21 protein-coding genes and 1 pseudogene are annotated in these 26,200 nt (G+C 73.2%); 11 read left to right on the top strand and 11 right to left on the bottom strand.

Annotated features, from left to right (window positions below):
- The first annotated feature begins 104 nt into the window (after positions 1–104).
- The 3 genes from ACLF5H_RS26100 to ACLF5H_RS26090 all read left to right on the top strand — a co-directional run bounded on the left by ACLF5H_RS26100 (position 105) and on the right by ACLF5H_RS26090 (position 1,061).
- Positions 105–299: a hypothetical protein gene (locus ACLF5H_RS26100; RefSeq protein WP_421678450.1), complete on the top strand. Its 195-nt coding sequence runs from the start codon at positions 105–107 to the stop codon at positions 297–299.
- 23 nt (positions 300–322) lie between these two features.
- On the top strand, positions 323–628 hold the full coding sequence (locus ACLF5H_RS26095) for a hypothetical protein (RefSeq protein ID WP_393953733.1): 306 nt from the start codon (positions 323–325) through the stop codon (positions 626–628).
- 250 nt (positions 629–878) lie between these two features.
- Entirely contained in the window at positions 879–1,061 is a 183-nt protein-coding gene (locus ACLF5H_RS26090; protein WP_421678449.1) for a DUF397 domain-containing protein, read from the top strand.
- On the opposite strand, the gene ACLF5H_RS26085 is transcribed toward ACLF5H_RS26090, so the two are convergent.
- The 3 genes and pseudogenes from ACLF5H_RS26085 to ACLF5H_RS26075 form a co-directional block, all read right to left on the bottom strand.
- On the bottom strand, positions 1,062–1,643 hold the full coding sequence (locus tag ACLF5H_RS26085) for an HD domain-containing protein (RefSeq protein WP_416484539.1): 582 nt from the start codon (positions 1,641–1,643) through the stop codon (positions 1,062–1,064).
- Positions 1,644–1,889: 246 nt separating this feature from the next.
- Positions 1,890–6,734 (bottom strand): DNA repair ATPase, encoded by a 4,845-nt coding sequence (locus ACLF5H_RS26080; protein ID WP_421678448.1) that lies wholly within the window; start codon positions 6,732–6,734, stop codon positions 1,890–1,892.
- 136 nt (positions 6,735–6,870) lie between these two features.
- A pseudogene (locus ACLF5H_RS26075) lies at positions 6,871–9,112 on the bottom strand (SPFH domain-containing protein); the annotation flags it as partial.
- 251 nt (positions 9,113–9,363) lie between these two features.
- On the opposite strand from ACLF5H_RS26075, the gene ACLF5H_RS26070 reads away from it, so the two are divergent.
- Genes ACLF5H_RS26070 through ACLF5H_RS26060 form a run of 3 tightly spaced genes read left to right on the top strand, consistent with a single transcriptional unit; the run spans position 9,364 to position 11,314 of the window.
- A complete protein-coding gene (locus ACLF5H_RS26070) occupies positions 9,364–10,416 on the top strand; it encodes a PucR family transcriptional regulator (RefSeq protein ID WP_421678564.1) in 1,053 nt (350 codons plus the stop codon).
- Positions 10,417–10,465: 49 nt separating this feature from the next.
- Positions 10,466–10,855: a helix-turn-helix domain-containing protein gene (locus ACLF5H_RS26065; RefSeq protein WP_421678447.1), complete on the top strand. Its 390-nt coding sequence runs from the start codon at positions 10,466–10,468 to the stop codon at positions 10,853–10,855.
- Positions 10,856–10,903: 48 nt separating this feature from the next.
- Positions 10,904–11,314 carry a VOC family protein gene (locus ACLF5H_RS26060; protein WP_421678446.1) on the top strand — a complete coding sequence of 137 codons (411 nt, stop codon included), beginning with the start codon at positions 10,904–10,906 and terminating at the stop codon, positions 11,312–11,314.
- 41 nt (positions 11,315–11,355) lie between these two features.
- Here ACLF5H_RS26060 and ACLF5H_RS26055 read toward each other — a convergent pair whose 3' ends face one another.
- The 5 genes from ACLF5H_RS26055 to ACLF5H_RS26035 form a co-directional block, all read right to left on the bottom strand.
- Positions 11,356–12,300 (bottom strand): MIP/aquaporin family protein, encoded by a 945-nt coding sequence (locus tag ACLF5H_RS26055; protein ID WP_421678445.1) that lies wholly within the window; start codon positions 12,298–12,300, stop codon positions 11,356–11,358.
- A gap of 107 nt (positions 12,301–12,407) precedes the next feature.
- Positions 12,408–13,076, bottom strand: coding sequence for an SDR family NAD(P)-dependent oxidoreductase (locus ACLF5H_RS26050; protein WP_421678444.1), 669 nt, complete (start codon positions 13,074–13,076; stop codon positions 12,408–12,410).
- Between the two features lie 58 nt (positions 13,077–13,134).
- Positions 13,135–13,836 carry a DUF6445 family protein gene (locus ACLF5H_RS26045; protein WP_421678443.1) on the bottom strand — a complete coding sequence of 234 codons (702 nt, stop codon included), beginning with the start codon at positions 13,834–13,836 and terminating at the stop codon, positions 13,135–13,137.
- A gap of 133 nt (positions 13,837–13,969) precedes the next feature.
- A complete protein-coding gene (locus ACLF5H_RS26040) occupies positions 13,970–15,616 on the bottom strand; it encodes a glycoside hydrolase family 13 protein (RefSeq protein ID WP_421678442.1) in 1,647 nt (548 codons plus the stop codon).
- A 94-nt stretch (positions 15,617–15,710) separates the two neighbouring features.
- Positions 15,711–16,679 carry a nucleoside hydrolase gene (locus ACLF5H_RS26035; protein ID WP_421678441.1) on the bottom strand — a complete coding sequence of 323 codons (969 nt, stop codon included), beginning with the start codon at positions 16,677–16,679 and terminating at the stop codon, positions 15,711–15,713.
- A gap of 235 nt (positions 16,680–16,914) precedes the next feature.
- Between ACLF5H_RS26035 and ACLF5H_RS26030 the strand changes: the two genes are divergently transcribed.
- Complete coding sequence (locus ACLF5H_RS26030) at positions 16,915–17,700, top strand: hypothetical protein (RefSeq protein WP_421678440.1); 786 nt, start codon at positions 16,915–16,917, stop codon at positions 17,698–17,700.
- 66 nt (positions 17,701–17,766) lie between these two features.
- Here ACLF5H_RS26030 and ACLF5H_RS26025 read toward each other — a convergent pair whose 3' ends face one another.
- On the bottom strand, positions 17,767–19,110 hold the full coding sequence (locus ACLF5H_RS26025) for a tetratricopeptide repeat protein (RefSeq protein ID WP_421678439.1): 1,344 nt from the start codon (positions 19,108–19,110) through the stop codon (positions 17,767–17,769).
- Positions 19,111–19,222: 112 nt separating this feature from the next.
- Between ACLF5H_RS26025 and ACLF5H_RS26020 the strand changes: the two genes are divergently transcribed.
- The 3 genes from ACLF5H_RS26020 (at position 19,223) to ACLF5H_RS26010 (ending at position 22,856) form a co-directional block, all read left to right on the top strand.
- Positions 19,223–19,402 (top strand): hypothetical protein, encoded by a 180-nt coding sequence (locus ACLF5H_RS26020; RefSeq protein ID WP_421678438.1) that lies wholly within the window; start codon positions 19,223–19,225, stop codon positions 19,400–19,402.
- A 111-nt stretch (positions 19,403–19,513) separates the two neighbouring features.
- Positions 19,514–20,776 (top strand): amidohydrolase, encoded by a 1,263-nt coding sequence (locus tag ACLF5H_RS26015; RefSeq protein WP_421678437.1) that lies wholly within the window; start codon positions 19,514–19,516, stop codon positions 20,774–20,776.
- Positions 20,777–20,897: 121 nt separating this feature from the next.
- The gene (locus ACLF5H_RS26010; RefSeq protein ID WP_421678436.1) at positions 20,898–22,856 is read left to right on the top strand and encodes an Ig-like domain repeat protein; all 1,959 of its coding nucleotides are present in this window, start codon (positions 20,898–20,900) and stop codon (positions 22,854–22,856) included.
- A gap of 18 nt (positions 22,857–22,874) precedes the next feature.
- Here the strand turns inward: ACLF5H_RS26010 and ACLF5H_RS26005 are convergent, their stop codons facing one another.
- Both ACLF5H_RS26005 and ACLF5H_RS26000 read right to left on the bottom strand, forming a co-directional pair.
- Positions 22,875–24,089, bottom strand: coding sequence for a hypothetical protein (locus tag ACLF5H_RS26005; protein ID WP_421678435.1), 1,215 nt, complete (start codon positions 24,087–24,089; stop codon positions 22,875–22,877).
- 118 nt (positions 24,090–24,207) lie between these two features.
- On the bottom strand, positions 24,208–25,413 hold the full coding sequence (locus ACLF5H_RS26000) for a PP2C family protein-serine/threonine phosphatase (protein WP_421678434.1): 1,206 nt from the start codon (positions 25,411–25,413) through the stop codon (positions 24,208–24,210).
- A gap of 212 nt (positions 25,414–25,625) precedes the next feature.
- On the opposite strand from ACLF5H_RS26000, the gene ACLF5H_RS25995 reads away from it, so the two are divergent.
- Complete coding sequence (locus tag ACLF5H_RS25995) at positions 25,626–26,108, top strand: hypothetical protein (RefSeq protein WP_421678433.1); 483 nt, start codon at positions 25,626–25,628, stop codon at positions 26,106–26,108.
- The last annotated feature ends 92 nt before the right edge of the window (positions 26,109–26,200 follow it).

Genomic DNA, 26,200 nt, shown 5'->3' with positions numbered 1-26,200 from the left:
GAACTACGGACCGCTGTGCTTGGTCAACCGTTGGTGATGCTACCCAAGTTGGGTATCCCGCTTGGCCTTTCTCGTCCAGCCTGTGGATCGGGATGCTCCTGACCATGGCGAACGGACAGGACGAGGTACGGATGACGCTGCGGGTCTCGCACGACTCCGGCCGGACGTGGGGACCTACCACGGAGGTACGCGTGGGCAACGACCCGGTGGTGCCGGACGACTCCGGCCGCTTGCCGCCCTGCGCGTGCCTCATGTGCGCGGAGCGGAACTCCAGCGGATCTTGGCGGGTGACGTCGTGACGCGGTGCAAGCACTCGCGCCGGGTGCCCCTGGACCTGGTGCAGGAAGCGTGGGAGAAGTCCACCACTGAACACGTCGACATGGCGGTGCAGTGCCAGTTGTCCTCGCACGACGACGGTGAGCACTACGGCTTGTTCAGCGACACCGGCGAATACGGGACCGCGACGTGGCTTCGCTGGCGCGAAAGGACCGAAGCGGAGCTGATCGCCCTGCCGGACTGCCCGGTGGTCGCAACAGGGCCCGACGGTGAGGCCTGCTGTCTGTTCGACGGTCACGCCGAACACCACACCTGGGAAGCCGCCCTGGAGGAGGTCTCGTGCAGCGATTGACCACGAGCCCGCACATCGAGTCGTCCGGCGCGCGTATGTCCCTCGAACCGGCAGGAGGGCCGCTGATGGCTTACCTTCTGATCGCATCCCCGTTCCTCGGTGGTCATCTACTCCTCAGGCCCGGGAAGAGGGCCGGGGCGCGCATCCGGCATGAAAAGCCCCGCTCCCGGCACCGCCTCAAGCAGCTCAGCGACCACTCCAGGACCCCGCACTGAGGCGGCTCGACGACGAAGAAACTGTGAGGCTTCCTATGGAGAACTGGCGAAAGTCGTCCTACTCGGGCCCGGGAGACGGCGACGCGTGCGTGGAAATCGCCGACACCCCCACCCACGTATCCGTCCGCGACTCCAAGACCCCCACCCGAGCCACCCTCACCTTCCCCCTCCCCGTCTTCACCCCCTTCATCGAGACCCTGAAGAACGCGCGCTCCTGATCAGCCGCGCTCCCCCATGGCCGCGCGCAGCCAGTCGAGCGGGGCCTGAGCCAGCAGTTGGTCGGCGAGCAGCCGGCCGGACTCGGTGACGATCCGGGACCGGCTGTTGTCGACCCACCGCTGGGCCGCCTCGTACCCCTGCCCCTTGTACTCCAGGCCCTGCAACATGCACTCCAGCTTGTCCGCGTCGCGCGCGCAGACGGCCTCCGGTGTCTCGCGCGCCTCGTACTCGGCGACGACGGCACGGATCGCGGAGCGAAGGACCTCGGGCATGCCCGCCGTCTGGTCCGCCGTCACCGCGGCCGGGTCCCCCGGGGCCGCGTACTTCTTGCCCAGGTGGTTCACGTCACCCGTACGCGTCTCCTGCGAGTCGTGCCACACCGCCAGATGCGCGGCACGCGCGGCGTCGGCGCCCTCCAGCGTGGCGATGACCGAGGCGATGACGGACGTACGCCACGCGTGCTCGGCGACGCTCTCGGGGTCCCGAACGCCCGCCATCCACCAGCCCGTTCGCCGGGCCGCCTTCAGCGTGCCCGCCTCCCACAGGAAGTGGGCCACGTCCGCCAGGTCCTGGTCATCCACTGATGTCCCCTTTCACGCCTCGGCGAGGCGGATCGCGTACCGGATGCCCTCCAGCTCCCGCCGCGCCTGCGGCGAAAGCCCGGAGTCATCCAACATCACCGGAAGACGTCCACGCAGCATCTCCCCGGCCTCCGACCGGCCGCGCAGCAAGTCCGGGCGGACGGCGAGCAGCGCCCACAGGATGTGGAGGTCGAGGCCGAAAAAGTCACCGCCACCGGTGGTGCGAGCCGACGCCGGCCGAACGCGTCAGCCGGGGGCGTTACCGGTCGCCCGGATGATCGCCGATTCCACCGCCGCCACCCGGTCCGCCAGTACCGTCAGTGCCGCGACCGCGCGGGTCAGTGGGTCCTGGTCGGGGTCGCCGAGGGTGCGGGTGCGGATGTGGGCGGACTTGATGGCCGTCCAGCGGGCCGAGCGGGGGGCGTCCAACTCGTCGCACAGTTCGGCGAGTTTGAGGAGGTTGGCCTCGGCGCCCGTGGTCAGGGTCTGGGCCTCGGCCGTGTAGTGGTCCTGGACGACGGCGTCGCGCTCGGCGGTGTTCATGACCGGGCGCAGCCGCTGGGTGATCTTGTTCATGTCGCGGTACGAGCCCTGGAGGCGGAACGGCGGTTCGGTGCGGGCGTCGGCGGACTGGGCGGCGGAGGCGATGTAGGCGGCGTTGACCGTGAGGATCGTGTCGCGGACGGCGAGGACATGGCGCAACAGGGCGAGTACGGCGTCGAGTTCGGTGCGCGGCAGTGCGGTGGACAGCCGGTCGGGGCGGGCCGTCGGGTCGCCCGCGGCCAGCCGGACCAGCAGCTCCAGGTCGGCGCGCTCGCGGGCGGCGAGGGGGGCGAGGACCGGGTTGGCGGTCAGGGCGTTCTCCACGAAGCTCAGCGCGAAGGAGTCCTCCTTGCCGGTCAGGACGTCGCCCAGGTTCCATACGTCGGCGCGGTTGGCGAGCATGTCGGGGATGCGGAACCGCTCCCCGGACTCCGTGTAGGGGTTGCCCGCCATGCACACCGCGAACCGCTTGCCGCGCAGGTCGTAGGTGCGGGGCGCACCGTCCCACACGCCGTCCACGCGCCGGGTGGCATCGCACAACGGAATGAATTTCTGGAGGAGTTCGGGCGAGGTGTGCTGGATGTCGTCCAGGTGGAGCAGGGTGTTGTTGCCCGCCGCGAGCGCGAAGTTGATCTTCTCGATCTCGCGGCGCGCGGTGGCGTTCGGGGCGTCGGCCGGGTCCAGCGAGGTGACGGAGTGGCCGAGCGCCGGGCCGCTGATCTTGACCAGCATCAGGCCGAGCCGGTCGGCGACGTACTCCATGAGCGTCGTCTTGCCGTAGCCGGGCGGCGAGACCAGCAGGAGCAGGCCGCCGGTGTCGGTGCGCTTGTCCGCGCCGGTGGTGCCCAGCTGGCGGGCGAGGCTGTCGCCGATCAGCGGGAGGTAGACCTCGTCCACGAGGCGGTTGCGGACGAACGCCGACATCACCCGGGGGCGGTGGTCGTCCAGGCGCAGCCGTTCGCGCTCGGCGGCGAGCAGGGCGGCGCGGCGGCGCTGGTAGGCGCGGAACCCGGGCACGTCGTGCGCGGTGTGCCGGGCGGTACGGGCCAGGAATTCGTCCAGGCGCAGCTCCAGTCGGCCGCCCGCCACCCGGGGATGGGCGCCGAGGAGGCCCTCGACGGTGGTGGTGAGCCGGGCGTCGCCGTCGTAGCGGGGCAGGCCGGGGCACAGTTCGGCGGCGACCGCCTCCGCCAGCTCGCCGGGGGCGGCGTCGCTGCCGCTCGCGCCGGCGTACGCGGTCAGCCATGCCTCGACCACCTGGCGACGGGCCCGCAGCTCGGTCAGTCCCTCCAGGTCGCGGCCGTAGTCCGAACCGGCCAGCGCCTGCCGGAACTTGTCGAGCAGGGCGCGGGCTGCGCCGCCGAGCACGAAGTCCTCGGGGCCGGTGCCGCCGGTCAGTTCGTCGAAGAGGTAGGCGGCGGCCGCCTCGGCGGACCACCGGTCGACGCCCCGGTCCGCGCCCTCGGGGGCGTCGGACTGCTCCCATTCCCCGAGGGCCGCCGCCAGCTCCGCGACCAGCTCCCCCAGTGCCGCCGTCGGCCCGAAGGCGTCGCGGGCGCGGGCCAGGGACCCGGCGCGGCGGCTCCAGGCGGCGCGGTCCGGCTCCGTGGTGCCGTGGGTCCAGAAGAGCTGGGCACGGGCGCGGGCCGCGGGCTCGTGGCGCAGCGGGCCCGCGGCGTCGTACAGGGGCAGCAGCGCGGTCAGGATCAGGGTCGCGTCATGGTCGTGGACGCCGCGCTCGTAGCCCTCGTCGTACGACTCCTGCGCCACCCGGCGGACCAGGCCAGGCAGGTCGTCGGCGGCGGCGAGGGCGGCCGGGCCGTGCTCCGTGAGGAGGCGGGCGGCGAGGTGTTCGGCGCGGTAGACCTCGGGCGTCTCGGAGGGCAGCTGCCGGTCCCAGTAGGGGCGCATCGAGACGAGGCCGGGGTCGGTGACCGGGGCGCGGTAGTCGGTGCCGGTGACCGCGAGGGCGAGGCCGTCGGCGGCCGGGACGAGGGCGAGGTCGAGCGGCTGGGTGTTGACGGCGAAGCGGTGGCCGCCGAGCAGCAGGGTGCGGCCGTCGTCGGCGTACAGCTCGCCGCGGTCGCGCAGGGCGCGGGCGGCCTCCTGCCGGGCGGCCTTGAGACGGCCGTCGAGTTCCTCGGCGCGGACGCTGTCGCCGAGGTCGCGCAGTTCACCGGCGGTCCGGACGATCTTGGCGACCAGCGGGTCGGAGGCGAAGTACGCGGTGACCGCGTCGGCGTCGGCGAGCCCCGCCGCGCGCCGGGCGACCGTCTCCAGCATCCGCCCGGCCGATACGGCGAGTTGCTCGGCCCGGCGGGCCCGGACGTCGGCGAGGGACTGCTTGCGGGCGGCGAACGCCTCGTAGATCTCGGTGCGGCTGCCCGCGAGTTCGGTCAGGAAGTCGTCGAACTCGGCGAACCGGCCGTCCAGGTCCTCCAACCGGGCCAGCACAGAGGCGAGTTGGTCGTCGCACGCCTCGGGGGTGGTGGCACCGGCGAGCGCGGCGGTGACGGCCTGGGCGAGCAGGGCGCTCTCGGCGGCGAACTCGGCGCGGCCCTCCTGGTCCTGGAGACCGCGGCGGCGGGCGTCCAGGGTGGCGCGCGCCCGGTTGACGCCGCCCAGGACGTCCGCGATCCGCTCCAGTACGGCGGTGCGCACGGTGGCGTCGGCGATGTCGAGGCCCGTGACCACCTCGGTGACGGTGCGCAGCCCGTCCGCCAGCTCGTCCAGCCGCTCGGTGACGGGCCCGGCGCCCGCGACCGTGCTGATCGCGTCCGCGTCGGCCACCAGCCGCTCCACCTCGGCGCGCTGGGCGATGAAGGCGTCCTCGCGGGACAGGAAGGTCACCGCGCGCCTGCCGAACGCGGCCAGGTCGGACTCCGCCTCGGCGGCCAGCGCGGCCACCCGCTCGGTGTCCACGTGTCGCAGCTCGCGCAGGGTGAGCAAGTGGCCGTGGGTGTGCCGGAGTTCGGTCAGTCCGCGGACCCAGGCGGCGGCCTCGCGCGGGGCCTCGCCGCGCAGCCTGCGCACCACGGCCGCGATCCGCTCGGCGGCCTCCTCCAGCGCCTCGGCGGCGGCCCGGGTCAGCTCGCGTACGGTCTCGAACTCGGCCAGCACCTGTTCGGCGGTCTCGCATACGGCGGCCAACGGCTCCTGTATGCCGCCGAGTTCGGGGTCGGCCAGCCAGTGGTGGGTGTCGGCCGCGCGGACGCACGCGGCGGTCAGCGCGCGGTAGCCCTCGCCGGTGGTGATGCCGTCGGCCACCAGCCGGGCCACGGAGAGGCAGTCGGCGAGGCCGCGCACGAGATCGGCGTTGCCGACGCGGGCGAGCGGACCGGTGCCGGTGCGCAGGGCGGCGGCACGGGTATCGGAGACGTACGGCGAGGTCCACCACTGGAGGGGATGCGTGTGCGCGGGCTCCTCGCCCCCGGCGCGCAGCACGGCGAGCGCGCCGTCCTCGAACAGCGCCCAGCCCTGGCAGGGCAGCGGGGTCGCGACCTCCTTGCGCAGGGTGTTGTACGACAGCAGGAGCGTGCCGCCGCCGGTACGGTCCCGGAACGCGTACAGCACGTCCTCGCCGTTGGGCGCGCGCACCTCCTGCTCGAACTCAAGGCCGCGCACGTCGAGTTCGTACGCCTTGTGCTGTCCGCTCGCCAGGCAGTAGCCGCCGGGGAAGACGACGCCCTGCTCCTCGGGCAGCCGGCGGCACGCCTGGCCGATGCCGTCGAGGCGGACGACCGTCCGGGTCAGCGCGTTGAAGACCAGATAGCGGCCGGTGTCCTCCTTGTACGGCCGCACGCGCAGCAGCGTCAGGGGGCCGACCCTCGCATACGCGACGGCGGCGTCGGCGAGGGACTGGAGGGGTTCCGTGACGGGCTCGGCGTACAGTTCGGCGCCGTCCTCGGCGCGGACGGTGAGGGTGCCGCCGAGGGCCGCGACGCCGAGCCCGCCGGGCACGGCGACGTACGGCTCCCGGCCCAGCACATGGTCGGCGCGTCCGGTGTCGGTCCAGGTGACGTCCTGGGCGGGCGGTACGACGTCGTCGCGCTCGCCGCGCGCGTCCAGGAACTCGGCGCGGCCGTCCTCGGTCAGGGTCCAGCGCAGCGCGCGGATGTCGTCGGCCTTCTCGCCGGTGCGGAACACCGCGAGCAGACGGCCGTCGATGCGGCGCAGGCGCAGCAGGTGGGCGTCGCGGTAGTAGCGGGTCAGGGCCGTGAACTCGCGGAGGAACGCGGGGTCTTCGAGGAATCCCTCGCCCTCGGGGAGGGGGTTGCCGTCGCGGTCGTAGAGGGCGAGGACGGGTTCGCTGCCGCGGGCCCGGCTGCCGAGCAGGAGGCGGTCGCCGACCGCCACGATGTCCTGCCGGAGGCTCGCGTGGGGGGTCTTGAGGTTGGTGGTGGAGGCGAGGGCGAGGCGGGTCGAGCCGAACTCCTCCGCACGGCGGGTGTTCAGTTCCTCGGCCCGCCGTGCCAGTTCGGCGGCGTGTGCGGCCAGCCGGTCGCGGAGGACGTCGTAGGTGCCGGCGTCGACGGTCTCGGTGGCCATGGTCGCCTTTCGTGGTTCAGCGGGGTTCGGATCCGCCGTAGGGGCGGAGTGCGGGTGCGTCGTGGCCGCTCGCGCCCACGCGGCGGGGCCGCATACCGATGCGGCCCCGCGCCCTTTCGGGGCGCTCGCCTCAGCTTCGGACGGCCCCGTTCAGCGAGGCGACCGGCACCTCCGCCAGCCCCAGCTCCCCCGCCTTCTCCAGCAGCTGGCCGAACTGGGACGCCTCCGCGCCGCCGCCGTTCATCAGTTTCATCAGCAGCGCCGACACCGTCAGGTTCTGGATGTCGGCCGTGCCCACCGATCCGAGTACCCGGCTCAGGTCCTCCGTGAAGCTGCCCGACCCGTCCAGCCACGGCTTCGCCAGGGTCTGGGCGGTGCGGGAGTTGGCCACGAAGCCGTCGACGCCCTTGCCGAAGGACACCGCCGAGACGAGCCGGTCGAAGAAGACGGACTCGCCGCCGACGATGTCGATGTCGGCGTTCTCCAGGCCGGTGGCCAGCACCGTCGCCTGCGCCTCGGCGACCTGCCGCTGCGTCTCCAGACCGGCCAGCCGGATCTCCTTCTCCGCCTGGAGCCGCAGCCGGTACTCCTCGTGCCCGCGCGAGGCCTCGTCCAGCGCGGCCATCGCCGCCGCCTTCTCGGTGAGGCCCGCCGCCTCGGCCTTCAGCTTCTCGCCGATCCCGGTGGCCTCCGCGAGCGCCGCCGCCTTCGTGCCCTCGGCCTCCGCGAGCGCCTTCGCCCGCGCGCCCTCCGCCTCGGCCCGCCACAGGATCTCGTCGGCGAGCAGATTGCCGAGACCGGCGAGGACGGACTGGTCGGTGAGGGTGGTCTTGAGGCGGCCGCGGCGGGTGGCGAGGGCGGCCGCGAGGTCGTCCCGGGTCCCTGGCCCGCGCGCCCTCGGCCTCCGCGAGCGCCTTCGCCTGCGCGCCCTCGGCCTCCGCCCGCAGCCGCGCCTCGGTGGCCTCCGCCTCCGCGCGCCCGGCCTTGACCGTGACCTCGGCCTCCTTGTCCCGGACCTGCGCCGCGGCGAGCCCCTCGGCCGCCGACTCGGCCTGCACGCCCTCGGCGAGCCGCAGCTTGGCCCGCGCGTCGAGGTCGGCGGTCTTCAACCGGGCCTCGGCGAGGGTCAGTTCCTCGGCGGCCCGGTGCGTGGCGGCCTGCTCGGCGGCCTCCGCGGCCTTGATGTCCTTGACCAGCTTCTCCTGCGCCTCCGCCTCGGCGGCGATGACCAGGGCCTGCCGCTCGCGCTCGGCCTCCTCGACCATGCGCAGCTTCTTGATGGACTCCTCCTGCTCGGCGACCGTACGGTCCACCGCGACCCGCTCCCGGATGACCTCGGCGATCTCCCGCTTCTCCGCCTCGACCTCCTTCTCGGCGGAGATCTGGGTCAGCCGCGTCTCCCGCTCCCGGGCGATGACCTCCAGCAGGCGGTCCTTCTCGATGCGCTCGTTCTCCACCGCGATGACCCGCTCGCGGTTCTTCGCGGCGACCGCGATCTCCCGGGCCTGGTTCTCCCGCTGCACCCCCAGCTGCTCCTCGGTGCGCAGGAACGCGGTCTGCGCGCGCAGCCGCTCCTCCTCCATCACCCGGGCGGTCTCCGCCTCCTCGCGGGCGCGGGACGTCTCGATCTCCCGCCGCTGCTTGATCTCGGCGTCCGCCTGCCGGCGCTCCAGCTCCAGGATGGCCTCGCGGGCGTCGACGTCCTGCCGGGTGATCTCCTTCTGCTCCGTGCGCTTCGCCTCGTTGGTGCGCACATGCTCGACGGCGGTCAGCTCGGTGATCTTGCGGATGCCCTGGGCGTCCAGGACGTTGGCCGGGTCCAGCTGGGTCAGCGGCGTCTGCTCCAGGTAGTCGATCGCGGCGTCCTCGAGGTGGTAGCCGTTGAGGTCGACGCCGATCAACTCGATTATGTGGTACCGCAGTTCCTCACGCTTGGTGTACAGGTCGGTGAAGTCCATCTGCTTGCCGACGGTCTTCAGCGCCTCGGAGAACTTGGCGTGGAACAGCTCCTGGAGCGTGTCCTGGTGGCTGGCCCGCTCGGTGCCCACGGACTGGGCGACCTTGATGACGTCCTGCACGGTCTTGTTGACCTTGACGAAGAACAGGATCCGGATGTCGGCGCGGATGTTGTCCCGGCAGATCAGCCCGTCCCGGCCGGAGCGGCTGATCTCGATGGTCTTCACCGAGATGTCCATGACCTCGGCCTTGTGCAGGATCGGCAGCACGACCTGTCCGGTGAAGGACACATCCACGCGCCGCGTCCTGGAGACGATCAGGGCCTGGCTCTGATCGACCTTGCGGTACAGCCGGGAGAACCCGAGCAGCAACAGCACGGCGATGATCACACAGGCGGCGACGAGCACGCCGAGGGCTTCCATGGCATACGTCCTTGCGTCAGACGGTGGGTCGGAGCTCCCCCGAGGCCCCGGTGCCGGGCATCCCCCCGCGATGTCCGGCACCGGAACCCTCCGTAGTGCTCCCCGCAGAGGATGGTGCGGCCCGGAGGACCGTTTCCGCATTGCCGGTTTCCGGCAGTCTTCACTACTGTCTGCATGCCGGAACCGCGCTAAGAAAGCGTCACCGGCACGTCAAGATCACGGGGGATCGGGGCAGGGTGAGCGAGCAGGGGATGTCCGAGCGTTATCTGGACGGCTTCGCGGGGGTGCTGGCCGAGGTCGCGAGCACCGGCCGGCGGCTGACCCGCGAGGAGCTGAAATCCCGTCGGACGCTGGGCGAACAGGCCGCCGAGGCAGGGCTCGGGCTGCGCGCCCTGGTCGTCGCGCACCTGGCCGCCGCCCGCGCCGCCTGGCCGGTGGGGCCCGGTTCGGCCGAGAGCACCCTCGCGGCACTGGCCGCCGTGGAGCAGGCCGTCGATGTGTTCGCGGAAGGCTACGAGCGCGCCCAGCGGCTGACGGTACGCCGGGAGGAGGCGGCCCGCCGGGAGTTCATCGACGATCTGCTCTACGGCCGCAGTGACCTGGGCCGACTCGCCGAGCGCGCCGAACGGTTCGGGCTGCGGCTCTCGCGCGCGCACGCCGTCGCGGTCGCCGAGGGCTCCCGGTCCTACGGGGAGGGCGGCGCCGTCGCCCGGCGGGTGGAGGCCGAGGTGCTGGCCCGCTTCGACTCCCACAGCATCCTGCTCACCACCAAGAACGGCCGGCTGCTGTGCATCGCGCCCGGTGACACCGCCGAGGTCCTCGACTTCTTCGCCCGGCAGGCGTCCGCCGCCACCGACGGCGGCCGGGTGGCCGTCGGACGCCCGCAGACCGGCCCCGGCGGCGTCGTGCAGTCGTACGAGGAGGCCCTGGCCGCGCTGGAGATGGCCGAGCGGCTCAGGCTGCCCGGTCCGGTGCTGCACGCCGCCGACCTGCTGGTCTACCCGGTGCTGGCGCGCGACCGGCAGGCGATGGCCGATCTGGTGCAGCACACGCTGGGCCCGCTGGCCGCGGCCCGGGGCGGCGCGGTGCCGCTGCTGGAGACCCTGGTCGCCTACTTCGACTCCGGCTGCGTGGCCGCCGAGGCCGCCCGCCGGCTCTCGCTGAGCGTGCGCGCGCTCACCTACCGCCTGGAGCGCATCCACCAGCTCACCGGCGCCGACCCGGCCGACCCCGCGCACCGCTACATGCTGCAGACCGCGGTGATCGGGGCCCGGCTGCTGGACTGGCCCGAGCGGCCGCTGTGAGGCGCCGGACTCCGGTCCTACGCACGGGACATGAGGGGAGACGGGTGCGATGAGCCGCGCCACCGAGGACACCAACCGGCGGATGCTGCGCGCGCGGGACACCATGGACCGCGACTACGCGCGACCGCTGGACGTCCCCGCGCTGGCCCGTGTCGCGCGGGTGTCACCGGCCCACTTCGCGCGCACCTTCCGGGCCACCTTCGGCGAGACACCGCACCGCTATCTGCAACGCCGCCGGGTGGAACGGGCGATGTACCTGCTGCGCGAGAGCGACCGGAGCGTCACGGACATCTCCTTCGAGGTCGGCTTCGGCAGTCCGGGCACCTTCAGCCGCACGTTCCGCGACATCGTCGGCAGCTCGCCGCGCGCGTACCGCGTAGCGGCGGTGGCCGCGGCCGTGCCGACGTGCTTCACGATGGCCTGGACCCGGCCCGTCTGAGCAGTTTCGGATAAGTTTTCGCGCCGTCCGCTCGCTAGCGTGGACATCATGTTCAACGCGATCACACAGTCCCAGATATACGTCCTCGACCAGGACGAGGCCCTCGACTTCTACGTCGGCAAGCTCGGCCTGGAGGTCACCGCCGACGTCCCCCTCGGCTTCATGCGCTGGCTGACCGTCGGCGTCCCCGGACACCCCGAGCGGCAGATCCTGCTGGAGCGGCCGGGCGCCCCCGCGATGTCCGAGCAGACGGCGGCGCAGGTGCGCGAGCTGGTCACCAAGGGCGTCATGGGCGGCTGGCTCATCTTCACCACGGACGACTGCCGGGGCACCTACAAGACGCTGCTGGACAAGGGCGTGGAGTTCACCGAGGAGCCCACCGAGCGTCCGTACGGGATCGACTGCGGGCTGCGCGACCCCTTCGGCAACCGCATCCGCTTCACCCAGCCCAGGGCCTGAGGCCCCGCGCCGGTGCCGCGTCCGGCCCGTCCCGGCGGGGGCTACTCCTCCGTCGTCTCCACCTGCCGGACCACGCCCGCCTCGGGCAGCTCCTCGTCCTTGGCGCGCAGCACCAGCACGTCCCCGATGAACAGGTCGTACACCAGGATCCCGATGACGGCGCCGATCAGCGGTCCGGCGATCGGGATCCACCAGTAGTCGCGGTACACGCCGGACACGCTGCCGGGGAAGGCCAGGCTTCCCCATCCGGCCGACCAGGTGAACAGGCGGGGCCCGAAGTCACGGGCGGGGTTGATGGCGTAGCCCGCGTTGGCGCCGTAGGACATGCCGATCGCGGCCACGATGAAGCCGATGATCAGCGGCCCCAGATTGGCCTGCACCGCGGTGTTGCGCAGGTCGATGACGGCGACGATGAACATGATCAGGAAGGCCGTACCGACGATCTGGTCGATCAGCGGGCCCCAGATCCCGCCGTGGAAGTAAGCGGCGGGGAAGGTGGCGAAGATGGAGAACGTGGCGTTCGTATGCCCGTTCACCTTGGGTCCGGAGGCAGCGGCGTCGTAGGCGCCGATCGCCTGGTGGTAGACCAGGTACACCAGCGCCGCGCCGGTGAAGGCGCCGACCAGCTGCGCGAACCAGTACGGCAGCACCTTGACCCAGGGGAAGCCGCGGCGCACCGCCATCGCCAGGGTCACCGCGGGGTTGAGGTGGGCGCCGCTGACGCCACCGGCCACATAGACGCCGAAGACGACGGCCATCGCCCAGCCCCATGTGATCAGCAGCCAGTCACCGGCGGCGAGGAAGATCGTGGTGGGCGTGGCGGCGCGGCCCGAGCCGGGCAGCGCGGCGACGGCCATCGCGACCACTCCGCAGCCGAAGGCGATGAGCACGAACGTCCCGAGGAACTCCGCCAGGCACTCGCCCAGCAGACCGCCCCTGGCCCGCAACTTGGAGGGCTTGATGAGTGACGGGATCTCGACAGCCATGAGGGGCCCCCTTGGAGAGGAGCAAAACGGCCAACGTCCCCATATTGGCTCACAAATGCTCTTCACGCAGGGTGGGCCGAGGGGCCGTCACCCCTTCGCGTGATGCGTCAGCGGCTGTCGAGGTCGTCGGCGAAGTGCCGGAATCCGTGCCGCTCCCGGTGCATGCCCCACAGCATCTCGGCGAGCACGGCGGGGTCCTTGCGGGCGTGGCCGGGGGTGATGGCGCCCGGGACGACGAGTTGGGCGACATGGATGCCGTCGGCGGCGAGGCGTTCGTGCAGCAGATGCCCGTACGCGCTCTGCGCGGCGAACGCGACGGACGTACCGGCCCGCTCGACATGCGGCACCGCGGCCGTGCCCCCGTTCACGAACAGTATGGTTCCGCGCCCCAGGGCCCGCATCCCGGGCAGCACCTGCTGCACGGCGGCGACGGGGCCGTACACCGAGAACTCGATGGGCCCGGTCAGCTGCCGGTGGCCGGTCTCCAGGACGGGCCGCATGAAGTCCTTGTGCGGCACCGGGCTGTACTGGAGCACCTCGACGGCGCCCAGCTCCCGCGCGGCCCCCGCGAGGGCGCGGGCCAGCCGTTCCGGCTCGCGGACGTCGGCGGGGAAGGCGCGCGCGGCGACGCCGTCCTCGGCCAGCTCCCGGACCAGCGCCTCAAGCCGGTCGTGGTCGCGGGCGACGAGGGCGATGTCGTACCCCTCGCGCCCGAACCGCCGGGCGACGGCGGCGCCGAGTCCGGGACCGGCGCCCACGATGGCGACAACGCTCACGCCCACCATCCGCACCGCACGCCGGTCCTCCCCGCACCCCGGGCGGCCGGGCCGGGTGTCAGGCCATCCAGAAGAAGACGGCCGTCATGCGCTTGTCCTCCAGCGTGGCGCCGGTGTAACCGGTCGCGCTGTGCACGAGGTTGGCGTTGTAGAGCAGCAGTCGGTTGTACTTGTGCGGGACGCGCACGTCCTCCTCGAAGGCGTCCGGGGCGACGAAGCGGGTGCCGAGGGCCTCGACCAGGTTGTTGTGCGGGGCCTGGACGACATTGCCGCCGAGCCGGCCGCCGGGCAGGTGCTGGCGGTAGAAGCTGGTGCCGCAGTCCTTGGGGACGCCCGGGTTGAGGTACAGCACGGCCGCGTACCGGCACAGCGCGCGCGAGTCGGTGTGCGGGCGCGGCCGGCTCTCGCCCGCGCCGACCACCTGCACGCAGTTGTGGTTGAGCGTGCCGCCGCCGGGCGCCTTCTGCACCCACAGCTCCTTGGCGCCGGTCGCCTTCCGCACCAGCCGCTCGACGACGGCGAGTTCGGCGGGTTCGAGCCCCGGCAGGGCGCGCAGCCCCGGCCAGGTCTCGGAGGTGTACGGGTAGCCCTCGACCCAGTCGTCCTTGGCCAGACAGCGCGCGCGTACGGCGTCCACGTCGGGCAGGACGTCGTCCAGGACCCAGTAGTCGCGGCCCTTGGTGGGCTTGCGGTAGGGCAGCACGGGCAGCGCCCCCGAGGGGCGGGCCGCGGGCATCCTGGGAGGTGGCTGTGGGGGCATGCGGCGAATCTAGGCCCGCTTTCTCCCCGCCTTCTCCCGAGGACCGGTCAACGTTTCCCCAACCATGTGTCATGTACACCAAAGCACGGCAATGAGGCCGGCCCGCCGGTGACCGGCCCCTTCGCCCCGCGGGTCAGCCGAGCCAGACCGTCGTGTCCGGCGGCAGCCCCCCGCCCCCGGGCAACGGCCCGCTGCTCAGCAGCACCTCCCCGGCCGGCATCGGCACCTCCGCCGCCCCCAGGTTGGCGACACACCGCCACCCCTCGCAGCGGCTGAAGTCCAGCACTCCTTCAGGGGAGTTGGTCGACCAGATGAGCGACTCCCCGTCGAGCAGCTTGCGGCGCAGGCGCAGCGCGGTGCGGTACAGCTCCAGCGTCGAGCCCTCCACCCCGCTCTGCGCCTCGACGGCGTACGCCCCGAAACCGGCCGGCTGCGGTAGCCAGGCACCGCCGGGTCCAAAGCCGTACGACGCCCCGTCCGCCGTCCACGGCAGCGGCACCCGGCAGCCGTCACGCCCCTTGCGGACATGCCCGGTCTGCTCCCAGATCGGGTCCTGGAGCACCTCGGTGGGCAGGTCGGCGACCTCGGGCAGCCCGAGTTCCTCCCCCTGGTAGAGGTACGACGCCCCGGGCAGCGCCAGCATCAGCAGGGTCGCGGCCCGCCCTCGCCCAAGGCCCGCCTCCCGGTCGACCGCGGGCGCGTGACCGCCGGACAGCAGCCAGGCACCGGGGTCGGTACCGGGCGGGAGCATCAGCCGGGAGTGGTGGCGTACGACGTCGTGGTTGGACAGCACCCAGGTGGCGGCGGCGCCCGCGGCCCGCGCGGTGGCCAGTTCCTCGGTGATGACGCGGCGCAGCTCCTCCGCGCTCCAACCGGCCTCCAGATACTCGAAGTTGAACGCCTGGCCGAGTTCGTCGGGGCGGGCGTACAGGGCGCGGCGGGGGCCCGGGACCCAGGCCTCGGCGACGGCGCTGCGCGGCGGCCGGTAGGCGTCGAAGACCTTGCGCCAGTCGCGGTAGATCTCGTGCACCTCGTCGCGGTCCCAGTAGGGGTGGTCGCCGGGCGGGACACGGAGCAGGGCGGTCTCCCCGGAGGCGCCGATGCCGCCGATGTCGCGCAGCGGCTCGGTCAGTTCCTTGGCAAGGCCGTGCGCCACGTCCACGCGGAAGCCGTCCACGCCCCGGTCGGACCAGAACCGCAGGGTGGTGCGGAAGTCGGCGCGCACCTCCTCGTTGTCCCAGTTGAGGTCGGGCTGCTGGGCGGCGAACAGATGCAGGTACCACTCGCCGTCGGCCACCCGGTGCCAGGCGCTGCCGCCGAAGACGGACTGCCAGTCGGAGGGCGGGAGTTCACCCCGGGAGCCCCGGCCGGGCCGGAAGACGTACCGCTCGCGGGCGGCGGATCCGGGCCCGGAGCGCAACGCCTCCTGGAACCAGGGGTGCTGGTGCGAGGTGTGGTTGGGCACGAGGTCCACCACGACCTTCAGGCCCAGCCGGTGCGCCTCGGCGACCAGGGCGTCGAAGTCGTCCAGACTGCCCAGGCGCGGGTCGACGTCCCGGTGGTCGGCGACGTCGTACCCCCCGTCGGCGAGTTCGGACGGATAGAAGGGGCTCAGCCACAGGGCGTCCACGCCGAGCGCGCCGAGATGGTCCAGGCGCTGGGTGATGCCCTTGAGGTCCCCGAGCCCGTCCCCGTCGGCGTCGGCGAAGCTGCGCGGATACACCTGGTAGATGACGGCCTGCCGCCACCAGTCGGGGCTCCTGGAGGAGAGGTCTGCCATACGGGTTCCCTTCGGTACGACGGACGAAGCGGACGCGACGTAGAGAATCTGTCCACATTGCCCGGAAAGAGAACCTTGGAAACCGGACCCGGCGTCAGGGCCGTCCGACCGTCTCCAGGTACAGCCGCGTGTACCGGCGCGCGTCGACCGCCGACGCGACGTCGATCAGGGGCCGTTCGCGCTCCCCGTGATGGATCTCGGCCTCGCCGGGGCGGGGCCGCCGGTCCACGATCGTCTGCCCGCGGCCCGGCCCGGGCGCGAGGCTGACCTCGACCGGCAGCGGCCGGGTGGTCAGGCCGCCCGGGTCGGCGACCGCGCACACCGCGCCCGCGTCCCCGAGCCCGCCCGCCTCCTCCGCCTCGGGCGGCTCGCCCTGGGTGGCCGGACGGTGCGCGAGCAGCTCTCCGGCGAGCCGCGCCCCGCGGTCCCCGCTCGCCCGCAGCCGCCGCACGTCCTCGGCGGCCACGACCACCTGCCGGAACACGTCCAGGCCGTACATCGTGATCGGCACCCCGGCGGTGAGCAGTACGGCGGCCGCCTCCGGGTCGTGCCAGACGTTGAACTCGGCGACGGGCGTGGCGTTCCCGACCTCGATCGCGCCGCCCATGAAGACGATCCGCTCGATGTTGCGGGTCACCTCGGGGTGGGTGCGCAGCAGCAGCGCGATGTTGGTCAGCGGCGCGGTGGGGATCAGGGTGACCGGGCGGGGCGAGGCGAGGATCTCGCGGCGCAGCAGGGTGACCGCGTCCACCTCGGCGGGCCGCCGGGCCGGGGCGGGCAGCCCCAGGTCCCCCATGCCGTCCGTCCCGTGCACATGCGTGGCGGGCCGGGCCGGTTCCAGCAGCGGCCGCGCGGCCCCGCGCGCCACGGGTATCTCCGGCGCCCCGGCCTGCTCCAGCACGGTCAGCGTGTTCCGCACCACCCCGTCCACATCGGTGTTCCCGGCCACACAGCTCACCGCCCGCAGCTCGATCCCGGGATGCCGCACGGCGAACAGCAGCGCGAGGGCGTCGTCGACCCCGGTGTCGCAGTCCATGATCACGGGCACGGGGCGGCCGGGCATGGGGTCTCCTTCACGGCGGAGGGGCGCTGCTCGGCCCGACGGGGGACGTGCGGGGCGCGAGGGCGCGAGGGGGTCACACCCTAGTTCAGGCGGACCGCGCGGGGCGCGCCGACCGGACCCTTCCTACGTCTCACCCGCCCCTTTCGTACGTCTCACCCGTCCGGCCTTCCGCGCTGGTGGGGCGGCCGGGGTGGTGGTGCCGTGGGAGGAGGCACCAGGAACGGGAGGCAGCGTGATGTTCGAGGGGATACGCCCGCGCGGTCGCCTGCCGAGGTTCCTGACCGGGCTCGGGCTGCTCGGCATCGGGGGGTGTGCGGCGCTGACGCTGAAGCAGCCGGAGACGGCGCCGCAGCCGTTGCCGACGATCGACCGGCCGGCTAAGGGTTCCAAGGCCCCCGCCCGGCCCGACGGCTCCTCGCTCACCGACGCGCAGGCGCAGGCCGCGCTCCTCGGCCAGAGCGATCTCGGCGCCCCCTGGACCGCGACGCGCGGGGCGGCGACCTGGCGGGACGGGATGCTGAAGGCGAGCACCTCGGCCGGTGAGTGCCAGAAACTCCTCGACGCCCTCTACAGCGACCAGCTCCTCGGCGGCCCGGCCCGGATCGCCGTCGGCCTGGACGACGCCGACACCGACGCCCAGCTCCGCTACCAGATCGGCGCCCGCCGCCCCTCCGACGTGGACGCCGCGCTGAACTGGCTGCGCACGATGCCGGCGAACTGCGCCCGCTTCGACGCCGTCACCCAGCAGAACCTCCAGGAGGACGTCCAGGTCTCCGAACTCGCCCTGCCCGAGGTCGGCGACGCCCGGCAGGGCCTGCACATCACCGTCTCCGCCACCACCGAGGACGACCGGGACGTCCGTCTCACCCTGGACGTCGCCACCGTCCGCGTCGGCGACGACGCCTTCGCCTTCACCAACGGCGGCCTGGGCGACGTCCCCAACGACGCCACCCAGGCGGCCGTGCAGGTGGGCGCGCTGCGGCTGGCGGAGGTGCGCAGGCAGGGGCGGGTGGATGTGTAGGGGCGGAGGGGTGGGGGTGTAGAGGTCGGGGGGTTCGGGGGGCGAGGGGGGCGAGGGGGCGAGGGTTCAGAGGGGCGGCTGGGCCGGGGCCGGGCCCAGGGTGGTGGTGCCGGGGGTGGTCCGGTGGCCCAGACCCGTGCGGTAGGCGTCCAGGGCGGCCTCCGTACGGCCGGTGCGGCGCAGGAGGTCGCCCAGCAGGCGGCAGAGGTCGGCCAGATCGCCCGCGGCCCCCGCGCGTTCCAGGAGGCTGAGGGCGCGCACGTAGTGCTCCTCGGCGGACTCGGTGTCACGGGCGTCCTCGGCGATGATGCCGAGGAGCCGGTGCGCGGCGGCGGCGTGCATCGCGCCGCGCTCGGAGGAGAAGTCGCCCAGCACCCCCTCAAGGAGCGCCCCGGCCTCCGTGGAGCGGCCCAGGCGGTGCAGCACATCGGCCAGTTCCACCGCGGCCTGGCTGCGGTAGAGGGCGGCGCTGGTTTCCGAGAGCATGGCGAGCGCCTGCCTCAACTCGGCCTCCGCCGCGTCCAGTTGGCCGTTCTGCGCATGCACATAGCCGCGCATCCAGTGGCAGTTGGCCAGCTCGGTGCGCAGCTGGAGCTGGCGGTACAGCTCGGCGGCCTTGGCGAGGGAGGCGTCGGCCTCGGCGGGGCGGCCCTCGGCGAGCAGGGTGCGGGCCACCGAGCGGTGCATGCGGGCGATCAGCGCCGGGTCCCCGGCGCGCGGGGCGAGCGCGAGCGCGAACTCGGCGGCCTGGGCGGCGCGCGCGTGGGCGCCCATGTCCAGATAAGGGCCGATGACGCTCGCGTACAGGAGCAGCAGCGCGTCCGGGTCGTGCAGTCCGCCCCGGTTGAGCTCGTCGAGAGTGGTCTCCAGGAGGTAGACGGCGTACCGGAGTTCACCCGCCAGATAGTGGGCGACCGCCCGGCCGCGCACGGCGGGGGCGCGGGCCGCCGGGGAGGCGTCCGCGAGGCGTTCCTCGGCGCGCTCGAAATGCGTGTGGGCGCTCGCCAACTCACCTGTCTCCAGGGCGCATTCGCCGAGCCCCAGCAGCGCGGCCGCCTGTTCGCCCGGCAGGCCGTGCGCCTCCGCCTCGGCCAGCAGCCCGGCATACCGCCCCGCCGCCTCCTCGGCCCGTCCGTCCGCGAGCGTCCGCCGGGCCTCGGTGAGCCGCAGCCGCAGCTCGGTCGCGAGATGGGCGGGACGGCCCAGGGCCAGTTCCTCGAAGCTCACGCCGAGCCGCCGCGCGATGTGCCGCAGCGCCTCGTCCGAGGCGCGCACCCGGCCCGCCTCCAGGGTGGAGATGTACGCCGGTGTGTAGGCCGGCTCGGCCAGCTGCCGCTGGGTCAGCCCGCGCTCGCCGCGCAGCCGCTGCACCCGCCGCCCCACCGTCTCCGGATCGTCCCGTTCACGCACCGCAGCAACCCCCAACTGGCCCGCCGGACCTTGCCGTTCGGCTCGGAATGCCTCTAGGTTAAACGGCGGATTAAACCTGCTTAATACGCCGCTGTCGTGTTGCGAGGTCGCCGTGTACGGACGTCCATCCGCTCCCTACGGATACTCCACCGCGCGAAGGGCCGTCGCCGCCGCCGTGATAGCCGCGGCGTCCCTGATACTCGCGGCCAACGCGGGCCCGGCGCGCGCCTCGGCACCGGCGGCCCCCGAGGAGCAGGTCACCGCCTCGGCCCCGGCGGAGGCCGGCCGCTGACCGGACCCACGGGACCCACAGGACCCAAGGGACCCGCCGGACCCAAGGGACCCAAGGGACCCAAGGGACCCACCGGTATCGCAATCCCCGCCACCCGCCTAACCTGCCCGCATGACCTCTGCCGCCGCCAGCGCCGCCACCGCCGCCCGCACCGCGCGGGACCTCACCGCCGACCTCCCGCTCCCCGGCCTCGAGGACCTCTACCGGGATCTGCACCGGCACCCCGAGCTGTCCCTGCGCGAACACCGCACCGCGGGGAAGCTGGCCGGGCGGCTGGCGGACGCCGGGTTCGAGACGGCGCAGGGCGTCGGCGGCACCGGCGTCGTCGGGCGGCTGGCCAACGGCGACGGCCCCACCGTGCTGCTGCGCGCCGACATGGACGCGCTGCCCGTCACCGAGGCGACCGGGCTGCCGTACGCCTCCGCCACCGACGGTGTGATGCACGCCTGCGGACACGATCTGCATGTCACCTGGCTGGCCGGGGCCGCCGCCGCGCTCGCCGCGGGCCGGGACACCTGGCGCGGCACCCTGCTGATGGTGGGGCAGCCCGCCGAGGAGTCCGGACAGGGCGCCCGGCGGATGCTCGCGGACGGCCTGTACGAGCGCTTCGGGCGGCCCGACGTGCTGCTCGGCCAGCATGCCGCGCCCGGCCCTGCGGGCCTGTACCCGCACGCGCCGGGGCTGATCATGTCGGCGGCGACGGACGTGGACATCGTGGTGCACGGCCGGGGCGGCCACGGCTCGCGCCCCGAGGCGACCGTGGACCCGGTGGTGACCGCCGCCTATCTCGTCACCCGGCTCCAGAGCGTGGTCTCGCGCGAGGTCGCCGCGGGCGAGTCCGCCGTCCTCACGGTGGGCCGGATCGAGGCGGGCACCCGGCACAACATCATCCCCGACGAGGCGCGCATCGCCCTGAACCTGCGCACCCAGTCCGAGGCGGTACGGCAGCGGATGCTGGCCGCGATCCGCCGGATCGCCCAGGGCGAGTGCCTGGCCGCCGGCTGCCCCCGGGAGCCGGAGGTGACCATCGGCGCCACCTTCCCGGTGACCGTGAACGACGCGGCCACCGACACCGCCGTGGCCGCCGCGCACCGCGAACTCTTCGGCGCGGCCACGGTGTTCGACCCCGGCCCGGCGATGGGCAGCGAGGACTTCCCCGAACTCGCCCTGGACGGCGCCATTCCCTACGCGTACTGGTTCGTCACCACCACGCCCCACGACATCTGGAACGAGGCGCCGGGCGACACCCTCCCGGAGAAGCTCGCCGCCGTCCCCAGCAACCACAGCCCCCACTTCGCCCCCGACCCGGCCACCGTCGCCCCGGGCGTGCGCACCCTGGTCTCGGGGGCGCTGGCGCTGTTGTCAGAGGCATGACCTAGTCTTCGCATACTCGCCACACAGGGCACACAGGGCGCGCACATATGAAGGTTCGCGCCGCCGTGCCCGAAGGCGCTCATGTCTTCATTCGTTCCGGGGGGTTCAAATCAGCGTGCGTATGCGCACTCTCACCGCCACCACCCTGGCGGTCCTCTTCAGCTCGGCGGTCCTCGCCGCCACCCCGGCGTCCGCCGACACCGCCACCGCCCTGCCCGTCAGGCAGGTCGGCGACGTCGTGGTCGACGGGCTCCACCAGCAGGTCTTCGTCAGCGACCCGAGCAACGGCAAGATCGTCGTCACCGACTACAGCGGCAAGGTGCGCAAGCAGCTGACCTCGCTGCCCGGCGTCACCGGCCTCGAACTGTCGCCGGATTCCGGCACGTTGTACGCCGCCGTCAAGGGCGCCGACCAGATCGCGGTCGTCGACACCGCGACGGATACGCCCGGCGCGCCCTACGCCGTGGGCGGTCAGCCGGTCAGTGTCGCGATCGCGGGCGGCCGGCTCTGGTTCGGCTACGGCGCGAGCGGCAGCGGCGACATCGGCTCCGTCGACCTCGCCTCCGAGCAGCACGAGGTCACCCTCGGCCAGGGCGGCGGCTGGTACGCCGGTCCGTTCCTGGACGCGGCACCCGGCTCGGACACCCTCGTCGCCGGGGAGAGCGGGGACAGCTCCGGCACGGTCGTCTCCTACGACGTCTCCACCGGCGCGCCCGCCCGGCTCGCGAGCACAAGTGCGGGCGACGGTCTGCGCGACCTCGCCGTGACGCCCGACGGCAAGGACGTCATCACCGCGAGCGGATCGCCGTACCACCACCCGGTGTTCAAGACCGCCGACCTCACTCCGGACGGCGTCTACGCCAGCGACACCTACCCGAACGCGGTGGCCGTCGCGCCCGACGGCACCGTGGCGGCGGGTGTCGACGGCTGGTACAACCCGGACGTCTTCGTCTACAAGCCGGGCGCCAAGAGCGCGGTGCGCACCTACGACTTCCCGAACACCGGCAACTCGTCCGGCTCGGACGAGCTCGCCGATTCCGCGCTCGCCTGGGCGCCGGACGCCTCCCGGCTGTTCGCGGTGTCGTACAACAGCCTGGGCGCCTACTCGCTGCGCGTCCTGAGCGCGCCCGCGAAGGCGGTCACCGCCGTCACCGTGAGCGCCCCGGCCAGCGCCGCCCGCGCCAAGCAGCTCACCGTCAAGGGCAAGGTCACCGCCACGGTCGCGCTGCCCGCGGGCACCACGCTGTCCGTCACCCGCACCGACCTGGACTCCCCCAAGGGCAAGGCCCTGAAGGCGGTCACGGTCAAGGCCGACGGCACCTTCTCCTTCACCGACACCCCGCCGGCCGGTGGCAAGGTCACGTACAGGGCCGCCTACGCGGGCGACGCGCAGCACACCGCGGGCTCCGGCTCCGGCACGGTCGACGTCTCCCGCGCCAAGCCGTCGATCGGCATCGGCAACAACGGCAAGACGTACGACTACGGCAAGTCCGTGAAGTTCACCGCGCACCTCGGCTCGACGTACAAGAACCGCTCGGTGGAGATCTGGGCCGATCCCTACGGCACCGACCGGCCCAACAAGCTGATGAAGTCCGGCAAGGTGGACTCACACGGCAATCTCTCGGTCTGGATGAACCTGTACCGGGACACCAAGGTCACCGCCAGGTTCACCGGCGACGCCCGCTACGGCTCGGCCACGGCGACCAGCACGGTGTACGACCGGGTGAGCGTCTCCACCTCGGTGTCGGGCTCGTACAAGTCCAAGTCCACCTGGGGCCACACCTACTACTTCTTCCACAAGACCAAGAACCCGGTCGTCAACACCAAGATGACGTACTACCCGGGCCGGTCGCAGAAGTTCGAGTTCGAGGTGTACTACCAGGGCAAGTGGTACCCGGGCGACCCCGAGTACTTCGGGCTGGCCGACAACGGCACCTCCTCGGTCACGATCACCGGCGACCACGGCCAGGACGTCGGCTGGCGCTTCCGGGTCCGGTCCTCGTACATCAACGGCACCTCGGGCGACATCGTGAACTCCACGACGCACGGCGCCTGGAAGTACTTCACCTTCACCAAGTAGCCGCCGGGCGGCGGCGGTTCAGATCTCCTGAAGCTCCCTGAGCTGCCGCCGTACGTCTTCGAGCGCGCCCTGCCGGCGGCCCGGCACCCGGGCCCGCAACTCAGCGAGCGCGGGCCCCAGTTCACGGGCCCGCGCCGCTTCGTCGATCCGGCCCCACTGGTGGTGCGCCCGGTCCACCGCGGCCTCCACGGCGGGCGCGTCCCCCTCCTGCCCGGCCGCGAGCCGCCTCTCGGCGACCGCCATCCAGCCCTGGCAGCTGCGCGCCGCGTCCCCCGCGAACATCGCGAGATCGGCCCGCACCTCGGCCCAGTGCAGGGCGTCCTCGGAGGCAGGGCCGTGCTCGTCCGCGGCGGCTTCCTGGTGCCGGGCGGCGATCGCGTCCGCCTCCTCGTGCCGCCCGGCCCGCACGGCGGTGCTGACGGCGGCGTGCGGATCCGGGGCCTCGGGGACGGGGTTCCCGGGCGGCGGGGGCACGTCGAGGGGGACACCCGGTCCCCCGCCCGCGCCGACGGGACCGCCGTACGTCTGCTGCGCGCCCACACCCGGCCCGAACCCGGAGGTCCCGCCGGGCGCCTGGTGCGGGATCCCCGCATACGGCCCCGCGGGCGCGACCGGGGCCAGCAGGATGTTGGCCGGGGTCTCCTCCGGGATGCGGGCGAGCGCCTGCTGGTGGAGTTCGTCCAGCGGGGGGCGGTGGCCGCTGCGCAGCAGGGTGGCGACCGTCTTCATGTACGACGGCTCGGCCGGGCTCCGGCGCCCGTGCGGCGGGGCGATCCGGCCGTAGACCGCGGTGGTGCGACCGCAGTCCAGCGGCTGTTCGTGCAGCTGCCGCCAGACCTCCGGGTCCGCGTGCAGGTCGACCACCAGGGCCGTCTGCCCGGGGGCGCGCAGCCGCAGCTCCTCGCGGATCCAGTGCCAGGGCACCGCGGTGTAGCGGACCGTGGCCGGGGTGGTGCGGGCCAGCGCCAGATGCGGCAGCCGCTGCCGCCGGTCCAGGTGCAGCTGGCCGGTGAGATACACGGTGAGCGGCCCCGGCGCGGCCGCGGCGGCGCGCAGCCGGGTGAGGACGCCCTGGGGCTCCACCGGGTCCGCGAGCTCCACGACGTTGGCGGTGTCGGTGCCGGACAGCACGGCGGGGGCGACGGCGGCCAGCACCGGCAGCACGGCGGCCGCGTCCACCAGGCGTCCCCGGCCCAGCGGCGAGGCCGCGAGCAGCAGCACGGTTCCGGGCATGGTCCCTCCCCCTGTAGGCCCTGCGGTCCCTGCGGATCCGCTCTCTCCCGTCAGCACCGTAACCGCTGTGCCCCCCGCGACGCGCCACGGGACGGGGGATCGGCCCCGTTCGGGGCTCTTATCCCGCCCCCCATCCGCGGCCCCGCCCCGGCAGGGCCCGTGCCTCCCACATCCCCGGCGCCGGCGCGGGAGCCGGGCTCACCTCGCCCTCCGGGAGCCGGCGCACCGCGAAGACCGTGGTGTCGTCGGCCAGCTGGCTCCGGCTGTGCCGGAGCACGCCGTCGCGGACCCGCCGGACCAGGCGGCCGGGCTCGGCGCAGCGGGGCTCGGCGGCGACCGCGGCGCCGATGTCGCGGACCACGTCGTAGAACTCGCCGCGGCCGTCGCGGGCCTCGGTCACCCCGTCGGTGAGCAGCAGCAGCGTCTCGTCCCGCGCGAGCGGCACCCGGTGCAGCGGCGGCAGCCCTCCGACCAGGTCGCCCAGCCCGATCGGCACCCCGTCGCCGCAGGGCAGTTCCCGCACCCCGTGCGGCCCGACCGCGAGCGGCGCCCCGTGACCAAAGTTGATGACGTCGACCATCCCGGGGGCTTCCAGGGAGAAGGCGACCAGTACGGCCGTGGCGAACCGGTCCCCGCTCTGGCTGCCGACCACGGCGGTGTGCATGCGGTGCCGGACCATACGGGTCTCCAGATGCTCGGCGACCGTCCGCAGGTCCTCCTCGAAGTAGCCCGCCTCCCGGAAGCTGCAGAGCAGCGCGGCCGCCGCCTCCACCGCGCCCAGGCCCTTGCCCTGCACATCGCCGACGAGCACCCGGGTGCCGTACGGACCGGGCTGGATGTCGTAGAAGTCGCCGCCGACCTGCGCCTCCACGTCCGCGGCGAGATACACGCCCGCCTGTTCCAGACCGGCCCAGCGCTTGGGCAGCGGCCGCAGCACGGCTCGTACAGTGGTCTCGGCGATGTCCTGCATGTGCAGCACGCGCCGCTCACGCCGCATCCGCACCGCCGCCGCGACCATGGCCAGCACACCGCCGAGGGCGATCAGCAGGAAGTCGGGCAGACCGGCCTTGTACTGCTCCGGCCAGGCGTTGTCCACCAGGACGTACGTCACCATCGACAGCACGGCGAAACCGGCCGTGGTCCACACCCCGCAGACCGCGGAGGCGATGCCGGGCACCAGGACGATCCAGGAGACGATCCGGAACTCGGCGCCGGTGTTGAGATCCAGCATCGCGATGCCGACGAGCGTGAGCGAGGGCAGCAGCCAGGCGTATCCGCGTCCGCAGATGCCTGGGCGCCACCGCTGGTACCTCGTCCCGCTCATGCCGTTCGAGTCTCCAGGATTCCCGGATGAACACCGGAAACGGGTATCTATCGGGCACCCGCGCTCCGGGCGCGGGTGTCCGGAACCGGCCCGCCGTCGAAACCCCCGCGATCCCCGTGATTGCGGGCCCGGCGCGGCGGCCGACTTGCCAGAGCCCGCCCCCAGGTGTGCATTGGATAGCGAAACGGGGGCGAGGAGAGAGGAGTGCTCTCATGACTCATGCGGCACCCGCACCCGGCGGAATCCCCCGGCGCGCCCCGGCGCCCGAGGTGCAGGCCGGCGCCTCCCCCGACCAGCGCCGGACACCCGACGTCCTCGGCGCCCGCACCCATCGCATCGCCCGGATCGCGGTCCCCGTCGTCCTGGCCCTCGTCTACGGCTACTGGGTCGCGGCCGACAACCGCGGCGGCGGCCCCATCACCGGCTGGAACCTGCTGCTCGGGTTCGTCAGCGCCCTCGTCTTCGCCGTGGTCTGCGTCGCGCTGCTGGCGCTGGCCCCCCGGATGATCCGGGAGGTGCACGCGCTGCTGTGGACGGCGTTCGTCGGCATCGCCTTCGGCTGGCTCTACAGCCAGAGCGGCCACTCGATCCTGCGCTCCATCGTGATGTCCCTGCTGATCGCCGGGGCCACCTTCGTCGTCTTCTTCTACCGGTACTACACACGCGAGGACGCCTTCGGGCGGCGGATCCGCTGAGGCGGGCGCGATCCACCCGGACCGGATGCACCCGGATCGGATCCGCCCGCATCGGATCCGCCCGGATCGCCCGAGCGGACGCACTCCGGTCG

This window comes from Streptomyces sp. LaBMicrA B280 (assembly GCF_049222185.1).
Lineage (GTDB): Bacteria > Actinomycetota > Actinomycetes > Streptomycetales > Streptomycetaceae > Streptomyces > Streptomyces murinus.
Note: the sequence above shows the minus strand (reverse complement) of the source record. Positions and strands in the feature narration are given on the sequence as shown.